Here is an 18,047-nt window from a genome sequence, read left to right on the forward strand (position 1 = left end):
AGTACTCAAGGTGGGAATCGAACCCACACACCCGAAAGTACTGGATTTTGAATCCAGCGCGTCTACCAATTCCGCCACTTGAGCATTTCAGACTGCAAAAATATATTATTTTTCAATAAAATACATAAAAATACTCTACAATATACTTTTTAGGTAAAAATAAATGTATAAATTTGCACCTCGTTTAGAAAAAGGAATTCTTTATCACTATAAAACAATAAGTTAACAATGCCAATTGTAGTAACAGAAGCTAAAATTTTTGCATGTACCAAAAGTAAAGTCCTGGGTGAAAAAATCGCAAAAGCGTATGGGGCAAAATTGGGTAATGTTATTACTTCTACCTACAGTGATGGTGAATTTCAACCATCTTACGAAGAATCTATTAGGGGAACTAGAATTTTTATTATTGGTTCTACTAATCCTGGTCCAGAAAATTTAATGGAAATGCTGTTGATGATTGATGCTGCTAAACGTGCATCAGCAAGACATATTACAGCTGTTTTACCTTATTTTGGTTGGGCAAGACAAGATAGAAAAGACAAACCAAGAGTTCCAATTGCGGCTAAATTAGTTGCTAAAATGCTTGAAGCGGCTGGTGCGACAAGGATTATTACTATGGATCTGCATGCCGATCAAATTCAAGGGTTTTTTGAAAAACCGGTAGACCATTTATTTGCGTCAACTATTTTTCTGCCTTATTTAAGAAGTTTGAATTTAGATAATTTAACGATTGCTTCACCAGATATGGGTGGTTCAAAACGGGCTTATGCCTATTCAAAAGCCTTAGGGAGTGATGTAGTTATTTGTTATAAGCAACGGGCAAAGGCCAATGTCATTTCTCATATGGAATTGATTGGTGATGTTACTGGTAAGAATGTGGTATTGGTTGATGATATGGTTGATACAGCCGGCACCCTAGCAAAAGCAGCAGATTTAATGATGGAACGCGGTGCTTTAAGTGTACGAGCTATATGTACGCATCCTATTTTATCAGGAAACGCGTATGAGAATATAAATAAATCGAAACTTCAAGAACTTATAGTTACCGATTCAATTCCTATATTGCCAAAAAGCGACAAAATAAGAGTGTTAACATGTTCAAATCTTTTTGCAGATGTGATGCATAGAGTTCATGAGAACAGTTCAATAAGCTCTAATTTCATAATGTAATTTAATAATTAATATAAATAGAAAATGAAATCAATTACAATCAACGGATCTCAAAGAGAAAGCGTGGGCAAAAAATCAACAAAAGCCTTACGTAATGCTGGTCAGGTTCCTTGCGTATTATACGGAGGAGATAAGCCAGTTCATTTCTCAGCAGAAGAATTAGCATTCTCTAAAATTGTATACACGCCAAATGCGCATACAGTTGTGATTGCTTTAGAAAATGGTGAAACTTTCAACGCAGTAATGCAAGATATTCAGTTTCATCCAGTATCAGATAGAATTTTACATATAGATTTCTATCAATTGTTTGATGATAAGCCAGTAACAATGAATATTCCTGTAAGACTTGTTGGAAATTCTCCAGGTGTAAGAAATGGCGGTAGATTATTATTCAGAAAAAGAAAATTAGCAATTAAGGCAATACCAAGTAAACTTCCAGATTTCTTTAATATTGATATTTCTAAACTTAAAATTGGAATGCTTATCGCGGTTGAAGAACTAAAAAGTGAAGATTTTACAATTCTGCATCCAGACAGTCAAGTAGTTGTACAAGTTAAAACTGCTCGTGCAGCTATAGAAGTTGAAGAAGATGAAGAAGAAGGAGTTGAAGGAGAAGAAGGAACAGAAGGAGTAGAAGGAGCAGAAGGAGCTACTTCTGAAGAAGCTACACAAGAATAAATATTCTTTAGATAATAATAAAAAAGCATTCTGTATTTTTCAGGATGCTTTTTTTATTTTTACACAAATTAAACTTTTATGTATTCATTTTTTAGAAATATTTTTAAAACAAAGCAATATATAGAAGTACAAGATGTTATGAAAAAATATTTAATTGTAGGCTTAGGTAATGTTGGTGAAAAGTATGCAAATACGCGTCATAATATTGGGTTTAAAATATTAGATAGATTTGCAGAACAAGAAGATATAACTTTTGAAACACAAAAATTAGCAGATGTGGCTACATATAAACTTAAAGGACGAACCTTTGTATTTATAAAGCCAAATACGTTTATGAACCTGAGCGGTAAAGCTGTCTTATATTGGTTAACAAAAGAAAAAATTCCCTTAGAAAATTTATTAGTTGTGACCGACGATTTAAACTTATCTTTTGGAAGTATTCGCCTTAAAACTAAAGGGAGTGATGGTGGCCATAATGGGTTGAAAGATATTCAAGAAAAATTAAATACCACAAATTATAATCGATTCAGATTTGGTATTAGTGATGAGTTTAGTAAAGGAAAACAGATTGATTATGTTTTAGGGGAATGGTCTGATGAAGAAAATAAAACCCTTCCCGAACGCCTGGATAAATCTGTAGAATTAATAAAATCTTTTGCTTTAGCAGGTGTAAATAACACCATGAATACATTTAACGGTAAATAAGAAATAATGTTATTCTATAATTAGTTTTTTAGTAGAGCTTCTTACACTGTCATTTACGTTTAATATATACATACCAGAATTAACATTGTTTAATAATATAGCCTCGCTAAAATTACCATCGTTTTGATAAGATTTGCTATAAATATGTCGTCCTCTAATATCATAAATGTTGATATATACTTTGTTAGAAGACTGGCTATTTAATTGAATAGTAAATTCACCTTTGTTCGGGTTTGGGAATACTTTAAAATTATTAAATCCGAACTCATCAGTACTTAACGGTGTAATGTTATCATAACATATTTCTATCGACCAGCTGTTTAAAGTACCTAAATCTCCAATACCACCATCACCTAATCTCAATATCCAATTACCTGAAGCATTTTCACCATCCCAACCATTAAGAGACGATATGGGTGATTTAAAAATGAGGCCATCCCCAATAGTACTGCAATCAAGAGTAGCACCACTATCACTAAAAGTTGCAATTATGTTTTCATCTTCGTCTTGACAAGGACTGAATGGTTCAAGTATATTTAAAAGTGTCCCGTTAGGGCTTTCAAGACCTAATAATATATCTCCCGGGAAAACATGTGAAATATCAACAGAAAGTTTTACATCAGTTACTATAACAGAAGAAGGAACATTTAAAGATGATGATTCTGTAAAACCACTACCATCATCAGTGATTGCAATAGGTACATTAACATCGGTAGAAGTAAAAATATTGCAAGCAGGAGAGACTAAAAAATCAATTCCAAAATCTTCAGAATTTATGGCAAAAAAGTTGTTGTTTGTCGGTTCAATCATAATTCTACAATACGTAGCAGGAATATTAGGTACGGTAATATTTTCACTTCCATCATTTGGAGTGTCAGATTTTAATATTGTAGAATATGTAAGTCCTCCATCAGTTGAAAGTAAAATGTTCACATTCGAGGCTCCAGCCATTGTATTGGTTTGATTAACGTTCCAGGTAATGGTTTCTGTAGTTCCGCTTATCCATGATATTCCTGTACTTGCTTGCGAAGTCACTTCAAAAGGCCCTTTGGTATCATCCCAATTCACAGTTATATCACTAAAATTATTACTACCTCCACCAGCTTTATTATCTCTAACAGTTAATCTAAACTTAGCACTTCTAGTAACTGTAGGTATTTTTTCCCAGGTTGTACTATTAATAGCACCATTTAATAAATCTGTCAATTTTGGAAATATTCTAACGGGGGATGTCGTTGGTGAGTAAGATCTAAACAAAGGTTTATCGTTACTTGTTGATGTTGGATCAGGGTATGGATCTAAAGCATTGTCTTCATCAAATTGTTCCCAGCAATAGGTGAGAATATCTGTTGCATCTGCATCCGTTGCAGAACCAATAAGTTTAAAAGGCGTTCCAATTGGTAACGTTAAATTTGAACCAGCCACAACATTTGGTACATTATTTCCAGTAGCAGTTTCAACATCACAAGTTCTTGAAGCAACATGCGCTGTCACTTGTTGTATGGATACAGCATGAAAATAAGGGTCGCTATTAGATTGCACATCGGTTTCTCCTGTTACTCCAGCATAACCCATAATAGTTGAGCCACTGCCTGGCTCCATTTGGGCAATAGTATTACCTGAAAATGATTCTGATGTAAAAGAAAACGTATGATAAGCTCCAAATTGGTGACCCAATTCATGAATAACAAAATCTATATCAAAACTATCTCCTTCAGGAATACCATCAGCAGCAGATGAAAAACCACTTCCTTTACCGCCTATATGTGCTTGGCTTACGCAAACACAACCAATACAACCTGCATTACTTTCAGCAGCATCTAAAGCAAATAAATGTCCAACGTCATAATTGTCTTCTCCTATAATGGGTGTTAAAACATCGTCTTGTAATTCTACATTCCAGTTGAGTGCAGTACTATGAATAGGATGGGTATTGGTACCTGTTGTACTAGGGGAATAAGGATCTGTATCAGGGTTTATATATACGATTTCATCATTATTCGCAATCAAAAGCAATGTGATATTAAAATCCGTTTCAAATATAGCATTAACACGTGTTAAGGTTGCTATTATACCTGCATTGGCACCTGCTTTTGAGCCACCGTGATATTGCGTGTATTCTCCAGTAACAGACAGAGCTATGTCAAAAGTATGTAGTGTTGCATCAGCAGATAATGCTTTGCTGAATTTGCTTGAATTATTAGTCTTAAAGGAAGGGTTAATATCTGTAATCGTTTTACAAATTAAGGCATTATCTTTATCTACGGTTTTTGATTTTTTTCCAACAAGTATTTTTGTAATATCTCCAGTTAAAGGATTAATAGTTATATTTTTTTCATTTTCACCTGAAATCACTATACCAGTTAACCCTTTATATGGTGATAAACTAAATCGTAAATACGATGAAGGTGAGTCAATGCCATATCCAACATAAGATCTAATTTCGGGATATTTTGCTTGCAAATCTGGATGCATAACAGAGGCTTCAAATACTTGATAATTCTCAAACTCACCATTTATATTTGGAAATGTTATGATAATGCTTGAAGATTTTGATGACCCCGTATTTCTGTGAGACGCTTTTGCTAAAGCCTTCGTTAAGTAAGCATAATTAAATTCAAAGATTTTTTCTTTATTTCCTTTTTTAGAGAATGCTTTTTGTTTATTCGATGTTGATTTAGTAGTTCCATTTACCCTATTAAAATAATTGTTTTGAGCACAAAGCGAAAAACTAAACAAAAATATTGTTAATGAGAAAACATAATGTAGTTTTGCTTTCATAAATTATTATTTAGGGCAATTTCATAAAGAGCTTGATAACAAAATTAGTTTTTTTAAATGAAATTAGCAATTAGACTTTTTTATGAGGAACATTAGTAGGATAGAATCTTATGCAAATAATAATGATGCGGTAGTAACTATAGGAACCTTTGATGGGGTACATATTGGTCATCAAAAAATCATTAATCGTCTTATAAACACCGCTAAAAAGGACCATTTAAAATCAATCATTCTCACCTTTTTTCCGCACCCAAGAATGGTATTACAAAAAGATTCAAACATTAAACTTATTAATACCATTGACGAACGTGCTCGTATTATTGAAGGGTTAGGCTTAGATGAGTTACTTGTAAAAAAATTCACCCATACATTTTCACGATTGTCCGCTGAAGATTTTGTAAAAAAAATTCTGATTGATAAACTCCATGCTAAAAAAGTTATTATTGGGTATGACCATCGGTTTGGAAGAAATAGAAATGCCAATATAGATGACCTAAAAAAGTTTGGCCTACAATATAATTTTGAAGTGGAAGAAATCTCGGCTCAGGATATTGATGATGTCGCTGTAAGTTCTACAAAAATTAGAAAAGCTTTAAATGAAGGAAATATAGAAAAAGCCAATAAGTATTTAGGGTATCATTTTATGCTTACCGGGAAAGTAATTAAAGGAAGAGGCTTGGGCAAGCAATTAGGTTTTGCAACTGCTAATATTTTTATAGATGAGGATTATAAATTAATACCAATGCATGGCTCTTATATAGTTAGCTCTCTAATTAATAAACAAGTGGTTTACGGTATGTTGAATATAGGTATGAATCCAACCGTTAATGGGGATTATGAAAGTATAGAAGTTCATTTTTTTAATTTTAATAAAGAGATTTACAATACCACGATTCAAATTAACTTATTGCACCGTCTGCGTGATGAGGTTAAATTCGAATCGGTTGAAGCTTTAAAAGCACAGTTATTAAAAGATAAAGAAACATCGCTTCAATACGTAAAATCTCATTTTGAATAATTAGATTTTTACCTATAAAACAAGTTAAGTTTCCTAGTAATTCCTAAATTTGTCACTTAAATTTTAAAACATGTTACAAGTACCTTTTATTAGAGAACATAAAGACTTAGTAATTGCTGGTTTGGCAAAACGAAATATTGAGGCAACTAGTTTGATACATGATGTTATTTCTTTAGATGAAGACAGACGTCGTATTCAAACAGAGTTGGATAGTTTATTAGCTGAATCAAATGCCTTGTCGAAGGAAATTGGGAACTTGTACAAATCAGGAGAAGCACAAAAAGCCAATCTTTTAAAAGAAAAAACAAGCCAGATTAAAGAAACCACCAAAACGCTTAACGAGTCTCTTACAGATAAAATTGAAGCTTTAACAGAATTGCTTTATAAAATACCTAATGTTCCAAACGAGATTGTTTCTCAAGGTAGTACAGAAGAAGATAATGAAGAAGTTTACAAAGAAGGCGATGTTCCTGTATTACATGAAAATGCTTTACCACATTGGGAATTAGCAAAGAAATATGATATTATTGATTTTGAATTAGGAAATAAAATTACGGGTGCTGGTTTTCCAGTGTATAAAGGAAAAGGCGCTAAGCTTCAACGGGCTTTAATCACCTATTTTCTTGATAAAAACACAGAGGCTGGCTACACAGAATATCAGTTACCACTTTTAGTGAATGAAGCCTCTGGTTTTGGAACAGGTCAATTGCCTGATAAAGAGGGGCAAATGTATCATGTTACTGAAGATAATTTGTATTTAATACCAACTGCTGAGGTTCCTGGAACCAATATCTTTAGAGATGTACTGCTTAATGAAAGTGATTTACCCATTGGCATTACGGGTTATACACCTTGTTTTCGTCGTGAAGCAGGTAGTTACGGTGCGCACGTAAGAGGTTTAAATAGATTGCATCAGTTTGATAAAGTTGAAATTATTCGTGTTGAGCATCCCAATAATTCATACAAGGCATTAGATGGTATGGTTGAACATGTTAAAGGTATTTTAAAAGAATTGAAATTACCTTATAGAATTTTAAGATTATGTGGTGGCGATACGTCTTTTGCCTCCGCTTTAACCTATGATTTTGAAGTGTTTTCTACAGCACAAAACCGTTGGTTAGAAATTTCATCGGTATCAAACTTTGAAACCTTTCAAGCGAATCGCTTAAAATTGCGCTTTAAAAATAGTCAAGGAAAAAATGAGTTAGCTCATACCCTTAACGGAAGCTCATTAGCATTGCCTAGAGTACTCGCTGGCATTTTAGAAAATTATCAAACTAAAGACGGTATTCTAATCCCAGAAGTACTACAAAAGTATACAGGTTTTACTATAATTGATTAATTCAAATCAACTTAAAACATCCTATAGAAATCGATTTATTTTTAAATATTATCGACGAAGTGTTTAAAAAACAAGTTATTTAACGATTTTTTATTGATTTCTTTTGAGATTTCAGATATATTTTAGAAGTTAGCTCAACCAAATCTAGTTAGCCTAAAACCCATGAAAAACCTTAAGAGAATTTTCCTTCTTTTATTGCTAGTATTTTTTGCCAGTAAAGTTTTATTTTCAGATTTTGAATTGTCTAAATCTGAAAATAAAATCACAATTGTGGTAAATAAATAGGGATATATTTTGATATAATAATGTCCCCAATCTAGTAATTATTTCGTTTTTAAAAATTAACGGAAATTAATAGGTATTTATTTAGGTTGGTAAATGCCCGAATTTTATTCGGGCATTTTTTTATAATAATATTTACAATTTCTAGGCTTCACATTTGTTATATTTACCATATGAGATTCCTTTTTATATTAGTACTCTTAATAAGTGCAAATGCCTTTGCACAAGAAGATATTTTTGCAAATGATTATTTTGAAAATAGCGAGTATGAAAAGGCTTTAATTGAATATAAAAAGCTATACACAAAATCACCTTCAAATATTAATTATATTAATAGAATTGTAAGTTCTTATCAGCAATTAGAAAACTATGATGAGGCCGAAAAATTCCTATTAGAACTTTTAGAACGTTTTAATTTCCCTGCTTTTTTAGTTGAATTAGGATATAATTATCAACTCAAAGATGCGTTGGATATAGCAAACTCCTATTACTCAAAAGCGCTGGCTGGGATAGAACAAAATCCTAATAATGTATTTTCAGTATCTAGGAGTTTTCAAAGTCACTCATTACTAAATGAAGCACTAGCAGCCTTTGAAAAAGCTATGATATTAAAACCAAGTTTTAATTTTAATTTACAAATGGCTCAAATTTATGGGGAGCAAGGTAATGTTGAAAAAATGTTTAATAGTTACATTGATTTTGTTGAATATAATGATGTTGCTTTAAATAACATTAAACGAGCCATTAATGATTTTATAAAAGAAGATGCTACTAATGAAAATAATATTCTTCTAAGAAAGATTCTACTCAAAAAGAATCAGGAAGAACCAAAAATTATTTGGAATAATATGCTCAGCTGGCTATTTATTCAACAGAAAGATTTTAATAAAGCCTTTATTCAAGAGAAAGCTATTTTTAATAGAAACCCTGAAAGTTTAGACAGGATTGTGGACTTATCGAACATTGCGATGAATGAAAAAGACAATGAAGTGGCTAAAGAAATTCTTGTTTATTTAATTAATACTGCACAAGATATAGATACATTACTTGATGCACATTACAACTTACTTCAAATTGAAACAGAAGAAAGTCTAAGTGAAAATTATAAAAAAATAAACCAAAAGTATTTGGATTTATTTCAAGAATATGGAACGTTTTCGCAAACTTTGGATTTACAAGTTGCTTATGCTCATTTTTTGGCATTTTATTTAAACGATACTAATAAAGCAACTATCTTTTTAGATAATACACTTAATTTACCATTAAATGATTTGCAAAAAGCTCAAGTTAAGTTAGAACTTGGTGATATTTATGTTTTAAAAGAGGAGTTTAACACGGCGTTAATTTATTATACACAAATACAACGTAGTTTAAAGAACAGCACCATATCACAACAAGCCAGATTTAAAGCTGCCAAAACAAGTTATTATAAAGGAGAGTTTACATGGGCAGAATCTCAACTAAAAATTCTCAAAGCATCAACATCACAGTTAATAGCCAATGATGCTTTAGATTTAAAACTTTTAATTTCAGATAATAAATATGAAGATTCTCTTCAGGTCGCATTAAAATTATATGCTAAAGCAGATTTAATGGCATTTCAAAATAAAAATGAACAAGCTATTTCTTTATTGGAAACCATTTTAAAAAATCATAAAACAGAAAGTATTGTTCCTCAAGCCTTATACAAGCAGGCACAGTTATATGAAGAGATAAAGGAATATCTAAAGGCAGAAACTAATTATTCAAATATTCTAATAAATTATAAAGATGGTATATTAGTTGATGACGCTAGTTTTGCATTAGCAAATCTTTATCTTAATTTTCTTTCGCAACCAGAAAAAGCTAAAGCATTATATGAAGATATTGTATTTAATCATGCAGATAGTATTTTCTTTATAGAAGCTAGAAAGAAATATAGAGCGTTAAGGGGCGATGCAATAAATTAGCTAAAGGTTTTTTATTTAAAAAAGACCTCAGCAATTCCATAACTTAACTATACGAATTCTATAAAACGAATAGAGAAATAAGTCTTTATTTATGAAAAAAGGGTAAAACCTTTTGAAGATGATTAAGAACTTCTGTTATTTGCAAAACAGTTATACAAATAAATTAAGATTACCATGATAATTTATAACGTAACATCTAATATTAATGAAAGCATTCATGAAAAATGGCTAGAATGGGTTAAAGAACATATTCCACAAGTGTTATCTACCGGTCATTTTACCGAAGCTAAATTAACAAGGGTATTAGTAGAAGAAGACCTAGGTGGTGTTACTTACTCCATTCAATATAGAGCAAAATCTAGAGAAGCACTTGAGTCTTATTATAAAAATGATGCAGACATTTTGCGTCAAGACGTTTTAAAACATTTTGGAGAACGAGTGTTATCCTTTAGAACAGAACTGGAAATAATTGATGAGTATACAGTAACAGAGAAATGATTTAAAAGACACATTTAATTATGACCGTAAAAGCAAAGAAACATTTAGGACAGCATTTTTTAAATGATGAAATTATTGCAGAAAAAATAGCAGATACACTTTCTTTAAACGGTTACGATAAGGTTTTAGAAATTGGTCCAGGTATGGGCGTTTTAACAAAATATCTTCTTAAAAAAGATATCAAAACCTATGTAATTGAAATTGATCCAGAATCAGTTGAATATTTAAAAGCCAATTTTTTAAATCTTGCACCCAGAGTTATTGAAAAAGATTTTTTAAAGTATGACTTAAATGATGTTTTTAATTTTGAGTCATTTGCTATTATTGGAAATTTTCCATACAATATTTCGACCCAAATTGTTTTTAAAACCTTAGAAATGCGAGCGCAAATTCCTGAGTTTTCAGGCATGTTTCAAAAAGAAGTAGCTCAACGTATTTGTTCAAAAGAAGGAAGTAAAGTGTATGGCATTTTATCGGTTTTAGCGCAGGCATTTTATGAAGCCGAATATTTATTTACTGTACCGCCATCAGTTTTTAATCCGCCACCAAAAGTAGAATCTGGAGTACTAAGACTCACAAGAAAAAAAGATTTCACATTGCCTTGTGATGAGTCATTACTTTTTAAAGTGGTAAAAACCGCATTTCAACAACGCCGTAAAACGCTTCGTAACAGTTTAAAAACATTCAATTTAAGTGATAGTTTAAGAGAAGATGTTATCTTTGACAAACGTCCGGAGCAATTAAGTGTTCAAGAATTTATTTCGTTAACACTTTTGATTGAAAACGATAATTAAAGCCTATTAATATTTTATTTTGATAGAAGAAACCGAAAACATACAATTTCAATTAAGCGATGAACTTATTGAGCAAGTAGAACTTTTAGTTGAGCAACAAAACGACAAAGAACTACAAAAACTCTTAAAGGAATTTCATTACGCTGATATTGCCGAAATTCTAGATGAACTTAATCTGGAAGAGGCTATGTATGTTATTAAGCTTCTTGATTCTGAAACGACGTCTGATGTCCTCATGGAACTTGACGAAGATAACAGAGAGAAGGTTTTAAAAAACTTATCAAATAAAGAGATTGCAGAAGAAGTTGAGGAGCTTGATACCGATGATGCCGCCGATATTATTGCCGAGCTGCCCGAGGAACGTCAGCAACAGGTTATCTCACATATTGAAGATGAAGAGCATAAAGAAGAAATTAGAGAGCTTTTAGCCTATGATGAAGATACAGCTGGTGGACTTATGGCTAAAGAGTTGGTTAAAGTTTATGAAACATGGACAGTTGCCGGATGCTTACGTCGAATTAGAGGTCAGGCCAAAGAAGTAACGCGCGTACACTCCATTTATGTGGTAGATAAGCAAAACAGACTTATAGGACGGCTTTCTTTAAAAGATTTAATTGTAGCAAAAAGTGAACAAAAAATATCAGATATATATATTAAAAGTGTAGACAGTGTTAACGTGCATGATGAAGCAGAGGATGTGGCTAGAGTCATGCAAAAATATGATTTGGAAGCCATTCCGGTAGTCGATAATAACCAAAGACTTTTAGGGAGAATTACTATTGATGACATTGTAGATGTCATGAAAGAAGAAGCCGAAAAGGATTACCAATTAGCAGCCGGTATTACCAGCGATGTGGAAGCCGATGATAGTATTTGGGAACTTACAAAAGCACGTTTGCCTTGGTTGTTAATAGGGATGTTTGGTGGTATTGGTGCGGCAAGTATCATAAACGGTTTTAGTGATGCCATGCTAAAATTCCCTGCATTAATGCTATTCATTCCGCTAATTCAAGCCACAGCAGGAAATGTAGGTGTACAATCGTCTGCTATTGTAGTTCAAGGTATAGCCAATGACTCTATTGATGGCAAACTAGTATCACGATTATTTAAAGAGTTTCTTTTGGGTCTGGTTAACGGACTCGCCATTGCAATCATCGTTTTGATTATAAGTCATTTTATTTTTAAAACAACCTATTATGAATCTTTAACCATTTGCATTGCGCTTATTGCTGTTATCATTATGGCGGCTTTAATAGGTACGTTTATCCCTATTTTTCTTGATAAAAGAGGTATTGATCCTGCGGTTGCTACCGGACCGTTTATCACTACAAGTAATGATGTTTTTGGAATTTTAATATACTTTTTAATAGCCAAAATTATTATCGGGTTTTAATGAAAATTCTTCATTTAGATACTAATCACCAATTATTAATCAATCAACTCAATGAGTTAGGTTTTATCAATCACGAAGATTATAATTCTTCTAAAGAAATGATTGAAACAAAAATTCAGGACTATGATGGTATTGTAATAAGGAGCCGATTTTCAATTGATAAACAATTTATTGATGCTGCAATAAATCTAAAATTTATTGGAAGAGTAGGTGCTGGATTAGAAAATATAGATTGTGATTATGCCGAAAAAAAAGGCATCACGCTTATTGTGGCTCCAGAAGGTAACAGAAATGCTGTTGGTGAGCATACATTAGGGATGTTACTATCGTTGTTTAATAAACTTAATAAAGCAGATGACGAAGTGAGACATGGGAAATGGTTACGTGAAGAGAATCGTGGTATTGAACTCGACGGGAAAACCATTGGTCTCGTAGGATATGGTAATATGGGAAAAGCCTTTGCTAAAAAATTATGCGGGTTTGATGTTGAAGTGGTTTGTTACGATATTAAAGACCATGTTGGCGATGAAAATGCTAAACAAGTATCACTATTAGAATTACAAGAAAAAGCAGATGTTTTAAGTTTACATACACCACAAACGCCATTAACGTTGAATATGATTAATAAGGCTTTTATTAATCAATTTAAAAACCCATTTTGGTTTTTAAATACAGCTCGAGGGAAAAGTGTAGTGACCAGTGATTTAGTAGACGCTCTTAAATCTGGTAAAATTCTTGGTGCTGGATTAGATGTTTTAGAATATGAAAAAGCATCTTTTGAGAATTTATTTTCAACAGAAATACCTAACGCTTTTCAATATTTAATTGATTCTGAAAATGTTTTATTAACGCCGCATATTGCTGGTTGGACCATAGAAAGCAAAGAAAAATTAGCACAAACTATTGTGGATAAAATAAAAATAAAATTTTGCTAACTTTAGAAGTTTAAAAGTTAGATTATGCAATATAAAGCTAGTTCGCCTGAAGATTATATAAAACAACTCCCCAAAGAACGACAAATTGCTATAAGGAAGATTCGAGAACTGATTATTAAAAACTTACCGAAGGGATTTGAGGAAACCATGTGTTATGGGATGATTGGTTATGTAGTACCTCATAGTATATACTCTGATGGTTATCATTGTACTCCAGAATTACCTCTTCCTTTTATAAATATCGCTTCCCAAAAAAACTTTGTTGCTGTTTATCACATGGGTATTTATGCAGAAAAGAAATTGTATGAATGGTTTACTAAGGAATTTCCTAAGTATACCAAACGTAAACTAGATATGGGTAAAAGCTGTATCCGTTTTAAATATATGGATGACATTCCTTATGAGTTAATAGGAGAGTTAGTAAAAAAAATGACCGTTGATGATTGGATTACGGTTTATGAAAACAATATTAAAAAGAAGTAATATTAACCGATAACAACTAAAACTATGAAATAAGGAGCATTTTCAGTAAGCCTAAGTGTTAAGGATATTAAGGTTTCAAAACAATTTTATGAAAAACTAGGATTTAGTGTTTATGCTGGGCAAATAGAAAAAAATTATCTTAATTATGAAAAATGGAAATGCCCTTATTGGTCTTTTTCAGGGGATGTTTAAAAATAATATTTTAACCTTTAATCCAGGTTGGGATGAAAATGCAAATAAACTTGAATCTTTCGATGATATTAGAGCTATTCAAAAAGAACTAAAATCAAGTGGTGTTAAATTTGAAAATGAGGTAGATGGAAGTACAATGGGACCAGCGAGTTTTGCGCTTTTTGATCCAGATGGAAATACCATACTTATAGATCAACATGTGTAAATTTGCTAAAACGAAAAAAAGAGTTACTGGTATTGGTGAATTATTTTTTAAAACAAAAGACCCAAAAAAAACAAAAGATTGGTATAAAAAACATTTAGGTTTTAATACGGATGATTACGGTTGTACGTTTTGGTGGAGAGATAAAAAAGGCAAAGACTGTGCTACACAATGGAGCCCGTTTCCCCAAGATACCCGTTATTATAAGCTTTCAAAAAAAGATTTTATGTTTAATTAGCGTGTGTAAAATTTATCAGAACTTTTAAAAACATTAAAAGAAGAAGACGTGACCATAATTGGTGAAATAGAAGAATATGACTACGGGAAATTTGGCTGGAGACTTGATAATAAAGGCAATAAAATTGAGCTTTGGGAACCCATTGATAGTGTTTTTTTGTAATTTCCACAATTAATTTCACAAATCATAATTACTATTGACCTATATAGAAATTTTACAATCTTTTAATTTATCTTGGTTACAATGGACAGCTATTGGTTTAGCTGTCTTTTTATTAGGATTAGCTAAATCTGGGATTAAGGGAATTGGAATTATTATCGTGGTAATTCTAGCTTTTGTGTTTGGTGAAAAAGAATCTACAGGCGTTTTGTTACCCATGTTAATTAGTGCTGATATTTTGGCGGTTATCTACTACAATCGCCATGCACAGTGGAAATATATTTTCAAGCTATTACCTATGATGATTGTTGGTGTCTTGGTAGGCGTCTGGTTAGGAAATGATATTTCTGAAGCGATTTTTAAGCGATTAATGGCCATTATTATTATCGGTTCTGTTATTCTCATGTTTTTGTCAGAAAGAAGAAAATCAACCGCCGTTCCTAAAAACAAATTATTTCCCTGGATTGCAGGGTTTTTAGCAGGATTTACAACCATGATAGGTAATTTGGCTGGACCGGTTTCAAACATTTATTTTCTCGCAATGCGATTTCCTAAAAATGAGTTTATAGGAACAGCGGCATGGTTATTTTTTATTATTAATGTGTTTAAGTTACCATTTCATTTTTTTATCTGGAAAACCGTTACTATAGAAACCTTAGTTTTAAATTCAGTCATGATACCCCTAGTCGTCGCAGGTTTTTTTATTGGAGTATCCATTGTAAAACTTATTTCAAATTTAAATTACCGGAGATTTATTTTAATAGTGACTGCTATTGGCGGGATTATTTTATTATTAAGATAAAACAGAGCTACGATTTTTTTTACTACTTTTAAATTTCAAACCAAAATAAACTATCATGTCAGAAGAAAAGAATTTTAGCGACGACCTTAAAGGTAAGGCGAAGGAATTTACCGATGAGGCCAAGGAAACAGCTTCAGAATTTGCAGAAAATGCAAAAGAAACCTTTACTGATAGTAACAAGAAAATATTAGCTGGCGTGCTGGCTATTTTATTTGGATCGATTGGGATACATAAATTTATATTAGGATATACCAAGGAAGGTCTTATTATGTTGGCTATAACTTTAATTATTGGGGTATTTACGTGTGGCATTGGTGCTTCAGCCATGGGAATAATTGGTTTAATTGAAGGGATTATTTACCTAGCAAAGTCTGACGAAGAGTTTTATAATACGTATCAAGTAGGTAAGAAACCTTGGTTTTAAAAATATTTAGAAATAAAAAACCCAAAACTAATTTTGTCTTTTTTATTTTATTTTTTGTCTTTTGGTATTATTTATTTTCTTCAGAATTCTCCGTGAACTTTCGTTCCAATTCGGCTTGAAATTCCTCCATAACAGGCTTTACGGTACTTTCAGGTAAGTCGGCAATTTTAATGTACATCAATCCGTCTACAGAATTATTGAATAACGGATCTACATTAAAAGCTACGAGTCTTGCATTTTGCTTGATGTATTTTTTAAGAAGAACCGGTAAACGTAAAGCTCCTGGTTCTATTTCGTCAATAAATTTATCAAACTTATTTAAATCAGCTTCAGTTTCATCAAACACAAAATCTTTATCGGCATCTTTAAGTTTTACTTTAAACTCTTTTTTAGGATGCACATATTGTGCTAAATAAGGGTCATAGTAATGTGATTTCATAAATTCAATCATTAAAGATTTAGAGAAGTTTGAAAACTGATTGCTAATGCTAACTCCGCCAATTAAAAACTTATGCTCAGGAAAACGCAATGTAGTATGCACAATACCTTTCCAAAGTAAAAACAGTGGCATGGGTTTTTGTTGATATTCTTTGATGATAAATGCACGGCCCATTTCAATGGATTGACTCATCATCTTATGTAGTTCTGGCTCAAATCTAAAAAGGTCCTGAAGGTAAAAACCATCAATGCCATATTTAGCAAATATCTTCGAACCAAGCCCCATTCTATAGGCTCCTGCAATTAATTTAGATTCATTATCCCAAAGAAACATATGGTAATAAAAGGTGTCAAATTGATCAAGGTCTATAGCTTCATTGGTACCTTCACCAACTTCCCTAAACGTTATTTCTCTGAGCCTTCCTATCTCTCTTAAAATGTTAGGAATTTTATCTGCTTGAGCTAAAAACACTTCATAGTTTTTACTTTGTAATAGCCTACAATCGTCTTTTCTAATAGCCTCGACTTCTTTAGCCATTAACTCAGGGGCAATAGGCGTTACAATGCGCTTAGGTATTTTAAGGGTTTTTAGGGATGAAGAGAGATTGTCTAATATTTTAGATTTATCTTCAAAAGAATTTGATAGCATGTAGGTTTTGCGTCTTAAAAAATCACAAAACTCATCAAGTGAAGCATGCTCTTTTTGATCAACAACCGAAATAGGCTTTCCTATTCTTACTTTAATAACTCGACGTTTTTGAGTCAACAATTCAGAAGGCAGTTTAGCTGTTCTTAAAGTGTCACTAATTTTAGAAAGCTTATAAAAAAGCCGACTGTTTTTGGCATGAAAATAAATGGGCACAACAGGAACTTCGGCTTTTTTAATCAATTTCATGGCTGCCTCTTCCCAAGGCCTGTCAACTACCAATTTACCATCTTGATACGTTGAGACCTCACCTGCTGGAAAAATACCAAGCGGATGCCCTTCTTTTAAATGTAACAAAGAATTTTTAAATCCTGAAATACTCGATTTTGCGTCTTTCCTGTCTTCAAAAGGATTAACAGGCATGATATAAGGTTTTAATGGCTCTATTCTATGTAATAAGAAATTGGCTATTATTTTAAAATCTTGTCTCTGTTCAAGCATTAATTTTAACAACAAAATACCATCAATACCACCTAAAGGATGATTTGAAATGGTGATGTAAGCCCCATCTTTTGGTAATCGGTTTAAATCTTCTTCAGGGATTTCAAATTTTATTTTGAAATCATCAAGAATGCTATTTAAGAAGGTAAGATCTTTAAGATGTTTATTGCGATTGTAAATTTTATTAAGCGTAGATATTTTTAGCAACTTAATAAGAAGCCATCCAATAAAAGTACCAATAAAACCATAGTTATCAATATTTATAACTTTAGCGACTTCTTTTGCGGAAACTAAACCCGTATCAGTTTTTTTGGCCATACTTACAAACCTAATCAATTTTTTTATTTTTTACTCGCATATAATAAGGCAAAGACATTATGAAAACCATTAAAATTATCTTTTATCTACATTTTAAAA

Annotated in this window: 15 protein-coding genes, 1 tRNA gene and 2 pseudogenes; 15 read left to right on the top strand and 3 right to left on the bottom strand. The window is 32.0% G+C overall.

Features of this window, described 5'->3' with window-relative positions; genetic code table 11:
* Positions 1 to 2 precede the first annotated feature (2 nt).
* Positions 3 to 84 (bottom strand) — tRNA-Leu (locus tag AC15TD_RS05035).
* A gap of 144 nt (positions 85 to 228) precedes the next feature.
* Between AC15TD_RS05035 and AC15TD_RS05040 the strand changes: the two genes are divergently transcribed.
* The 3 genes from AC15TD_RS05040 to pth all read left to right on the top strand — a co-directional run bounded on the left by AC15TD_RS05040 (position 229) and on the right by pth (position 2,553).
* Entirely contained in the window at positions 229 to 1,170 is a 942-nt protein-coding gene (locus AC15TD_RS05040; protein WP_484451041.1) for a ribose-phosphate pyrophosphokinase, read from the top strand.
* Between the two features lie 24 nt (positions 1,171 to 1,194).
* Positions 1,195 to 1,848 carry a 50S ribosomal protein L25/general stress protein Ctc gene (locus AC15TD_RS05045; RefSeq protein WP_484451042.1) on the top strand — a complete coding sequence of 218 codons (654 nt, stop codon included), beginning with the start codon at positions 1,195 to 1,197 and terminating at the stop codon, positions 1,846 to 1,848.
* Between the two features lie 78 nt (positions 1,849 to 1,926).
* The gene (gene pth / locus AC15TD_RS05050) at positions 1,927 to 2,553 is read left to right on the top strand and encodes an aminoacyl-tRNA hydrolase (RefSeq protein ID WP_484451043.1); all 627 of its coding nucleotides are present in this window, start codon (positions 1,927 to 1,929) and stop codon (positions 2,551 to 2,553) included.
* Positions 2,554 to 2,562: 9 nt separating this feature from the next.
* On the opposite strand, the gene AC15TD_RS05055 is transcribed toward pth, so the two are convergent.
* Positions 2,563 to 5,334 (bottom strand): reprolysin-like metallopeptidase, encoded by a 2,772-nt coding sequence (locus AC15TD_RS05055; protein ID WP_484451044.1) that lies wholly within the window; start codon positions 5,332 to 5,334, stop codon positions 2,563 to 2,565.
* Between the two features lie 82 nt (positions 5,335 to 5,416).
* Here AC15TD_RS05055 and AC15TD_RS05060 point away from each other — a divergent pair, with 82 nt between their 5' ends.
* The 12 genes and pseudogenes from AC15TD_RS05060 to AC15TD_RS05115 all read left to right on the top strand — a co-directional run bounded on the left by AC15TD_RS05060 (position 5,417) and on the right by AC15TD_RS05115 (position 16,045).
* Positions 5,417 to 6,352 (top strand): bifunctional riboflavin kinase/FAD synthetase, encoded by a 936-nt coding sequence (locus AC15TD_RS05060; protein ID WP_484451045.1) that lies wholly within the window; start codon positions 5,417 to 5,419, stop codon positions 6,350 to 6,352.
* A gap of 70 nt (positions 6,353 to 6,422) precedes the next feature.
* Positions 6,423 to 7,694: a serine--tRNA ligase gene (serS, locus tag AC15TD_RS05065; protein WP_484451046.1), complete on the top strand. Its 1,272-nt coding sequence runs from the start codon at positions 6,423 to 6,425 to the stop codon at positions 7,692 to 7,694.
* 455 nt (positions 7,695 to 8,149) lie between these two features.
* A complete protein-coding gene (locus tag AC15TD_RS05070) occupies positions 8,150 to 9,925 on the top strand; it encodes a tetratricopeptide repeat protein (protein WP_484451047.1) in 1,776 nt (591 codons plus the stop codon).
* Between the two features lie 174 nt (positions 9,926 to 10,099).
* Positions 10,100 to 10,423 carry a DUF4286 family protein gene (locus AC15TD_RS05075; RefSeq protein WP_484451048.1) on the top strand — a complete coding sequence of 108 codons (324 nt, stop codon included), beginning with the start codon at positions 10,100 to 10,102 and terminating at the stop codon, positions 10,421 to 10,423.
* A gap of 20 nt (positions 10,424 to 10,443) precedes the next feature.
* On the top strand, positions 10,444 to 11,217 hold the full coding sequence (rsmA, locus tag AC15TD_RS05080; RefSeq protein ID WP_484451049.1) for a 16S rRNA (adenine(1518)-N(6)/adenine(1519)-N(6))-dimethyltransferase RsmA: 774 nt from the start codon (positions 10,444 to 10,446) through the stop codon (positions 11,215 to 11,217).
* Between the two features lie 19 nt (positions 11,218 to 11,236).
* Positions 11,237 to 12,610, top strand: coding sequence for a magnesium transporter (mgtE, locus tag AC15TD_RS05085; RefSeq protein ID WP_484451050.1), 1,374 nt, complete (start codon positions 11,237 to 11,239; stop codon positions 12,608 to 12,610).
* On the top strand, positions 12,610 to 13,545 hold the full coding sequence (locus AC15TD_RS05090; RefSeq protein ID WP_484451051.1) for a 2-hydroxyacid dehydrogenase: 936 nt from the start codon (positions 12,610 to 12,612) through the stop codon (positions 13,543 to 13,545). The genes mgtE and AC15TD_RS05090 overlap by 1 nt, the downstream gene beginning before the upstream one ends.
* Positions 13,546 to 13,569: 24 nt before the next feature.
* Positions 13,570 to 14,028 (top strand): DUF1801 domain-containing protein, encoded by a 459-nt coding sequence (locus AC15TD_RS05095; protein ID WP_484451052.1) that lies wholly within the window; start codon positions 13,570 to 13,572, stop codon positions 14,026 to 14,028.
* Between the two features lie 66 nt (positions 14,029 to 14,094).
* Positions 14,095 to 14,425 (top strand): annotated as a pseudogene (locus tag AC15TD_RS05100) (VOC family protein).
* Positions 14,418 to 14,822 (top strand): annotated as a pseudogene (locus AC15TD_RS05105) (VOC family protein). The pseudogenes AC15TD_RS05100 and AC15TD_RS05105 overlap by 8 nt, the downstream one beginning before the upstream one ends.
* A gap of 34 nt (positions 14,823 to 14,856) precedes the next feature.
* Complete coding sequence (locus AC15TD_RS05110) at positions 14,857 to 15,621, top strand: sulfite exporter TauE/SafE family protein (protein ID WP_484451053.1); 765 nt, start codon at positions 14,857 to 14,859, stop codon at positions 15,619 to 15,621.
* A 55-nt stretch (positions 15,622 to 15,676) separates the two neighbouring features.
* A complete protein-coding gene (locus AC15TD_RS05115; protein WP_484451054.1) occupies positions 15,677 to 16,045 on the top strand; it encodes a TM2 domain-containing protein in 369 nt (122 codons plus the stop codon).
* A 67-nt stretch (positions 16,046 to 16,112) separates the two neighbouring features.
* On the opposite strand, the gene AC15TD_RS05120 is transcribed toward AC15TD_RS05115, so the two are convergent.
* Complete coding sequence (locus AC15TD_RS05120) at positions 16,113 to 17,948, bottom strand: GNAT family N-acyltransferase (RefSeq protein ID WP_484451055.1); 1,836 nt, start codon at positions 17,946 to 17,948, stop codon at positions 16,113 to 16,115.
* Between the last annotated feature and the right edge of the window lie 99 nt (positions 17,949 to 18,047).

It is taken from the genome of Yeosuana sp., assembly GCF_057126245.1.

Excerpts from the sequence above, each read along its gene's own strand:
- AC15TD_RS05040 (WP_484451041.1), top strand. The coding sequence starts at position 229 with ATGCCAATTGTAGTAACAGAAGCTAAAATTTTTGCATGTACCAAAAGT.
- AC15TD_RS05045 (WP_484451042.1), top strand. The coding sequence starts at position 1,195 with ATGAAATCAATTACAATCAACGGATCTCAAAGAGAAAGCGTGGGCAAA.
- pth (WP_484451043.1), top strand. The coding sequence starts at position 1,927 with ATGTATTCATTTTTTAGAAATATTTTTAAAACAAAGCAATATATAGAA.
- AC15TD_RS05055 (WP_484451044.1), bottom strand. The coding sequence starts at position 5,334 with ATGAAAGCAAAACTACATTATGTTTTCTCATTAACAATATTTTTGTTT.
- AC15TD_RS05060 (WP_484451045.1), top strand. The coding sequence starts at position 5,417 with ATGAGGAACATTAGTAGGATAGAATCTTATGCAAATAATAATGATGCG.
- serS (WP_484451046.1), top strand. The coding sequence starts at position 6,423 with ATGTTACAAGTACCTTTTATTAGAGAACATAAAGACTTAGTAATTGCT.
- AC15TD_RS05070 (WP_484451047.1), top strand. The coding sequence starts at position 8,150 with ATGAGATTCCTTTTTATATTAGTACTCTTAATAAGTGCAAATGCCTTT.
- AC15TD_RS05075 (WP_484451048.1), top strand. The coding sequence starts at position 10,100 with ATGATAATTTATAACGTAACATCTAATATTAATGAAAGCATTCATGAA.
- rsmA (WP_484451049.1), top strand. The coding sequence starts at position 10,444 with ATGACCGTAAAAGCAAAGAAACATTTAGGACAGCATTTTTTAAATGAT.
- AC15TD_RS05090 (WP_484451051.1), top strand. The coding sequence starts at position 12,610 with ATGAAAATTCTTCATTTAGATACTAATCACCAATTATTAATCAATCAA.
- AC15TD_RS05095 (WP_484451052.1), top strand. The coding sequence starts at position 13,570 with ATGCAATATAAAGCTAGTTCGCCTGAAGATTATATAAAACAACTCCCC.
- AC15TD_RS05115 (WP_484451054.1), top strand. The coding sequence starts at position 15,677 with ATGTCAGAAGAAAAGAATTTTAGCGACGACCTTAAAGGTAAGGCGAAG.
- AC15TD_RS05120 (WP_484451055.1), bottom strand. The coding sequence starts at position 17,948 with ATGGCCAAAAAAACTGATACGGGTTTAGTTTCCGCAAAAGAAGTCGCT.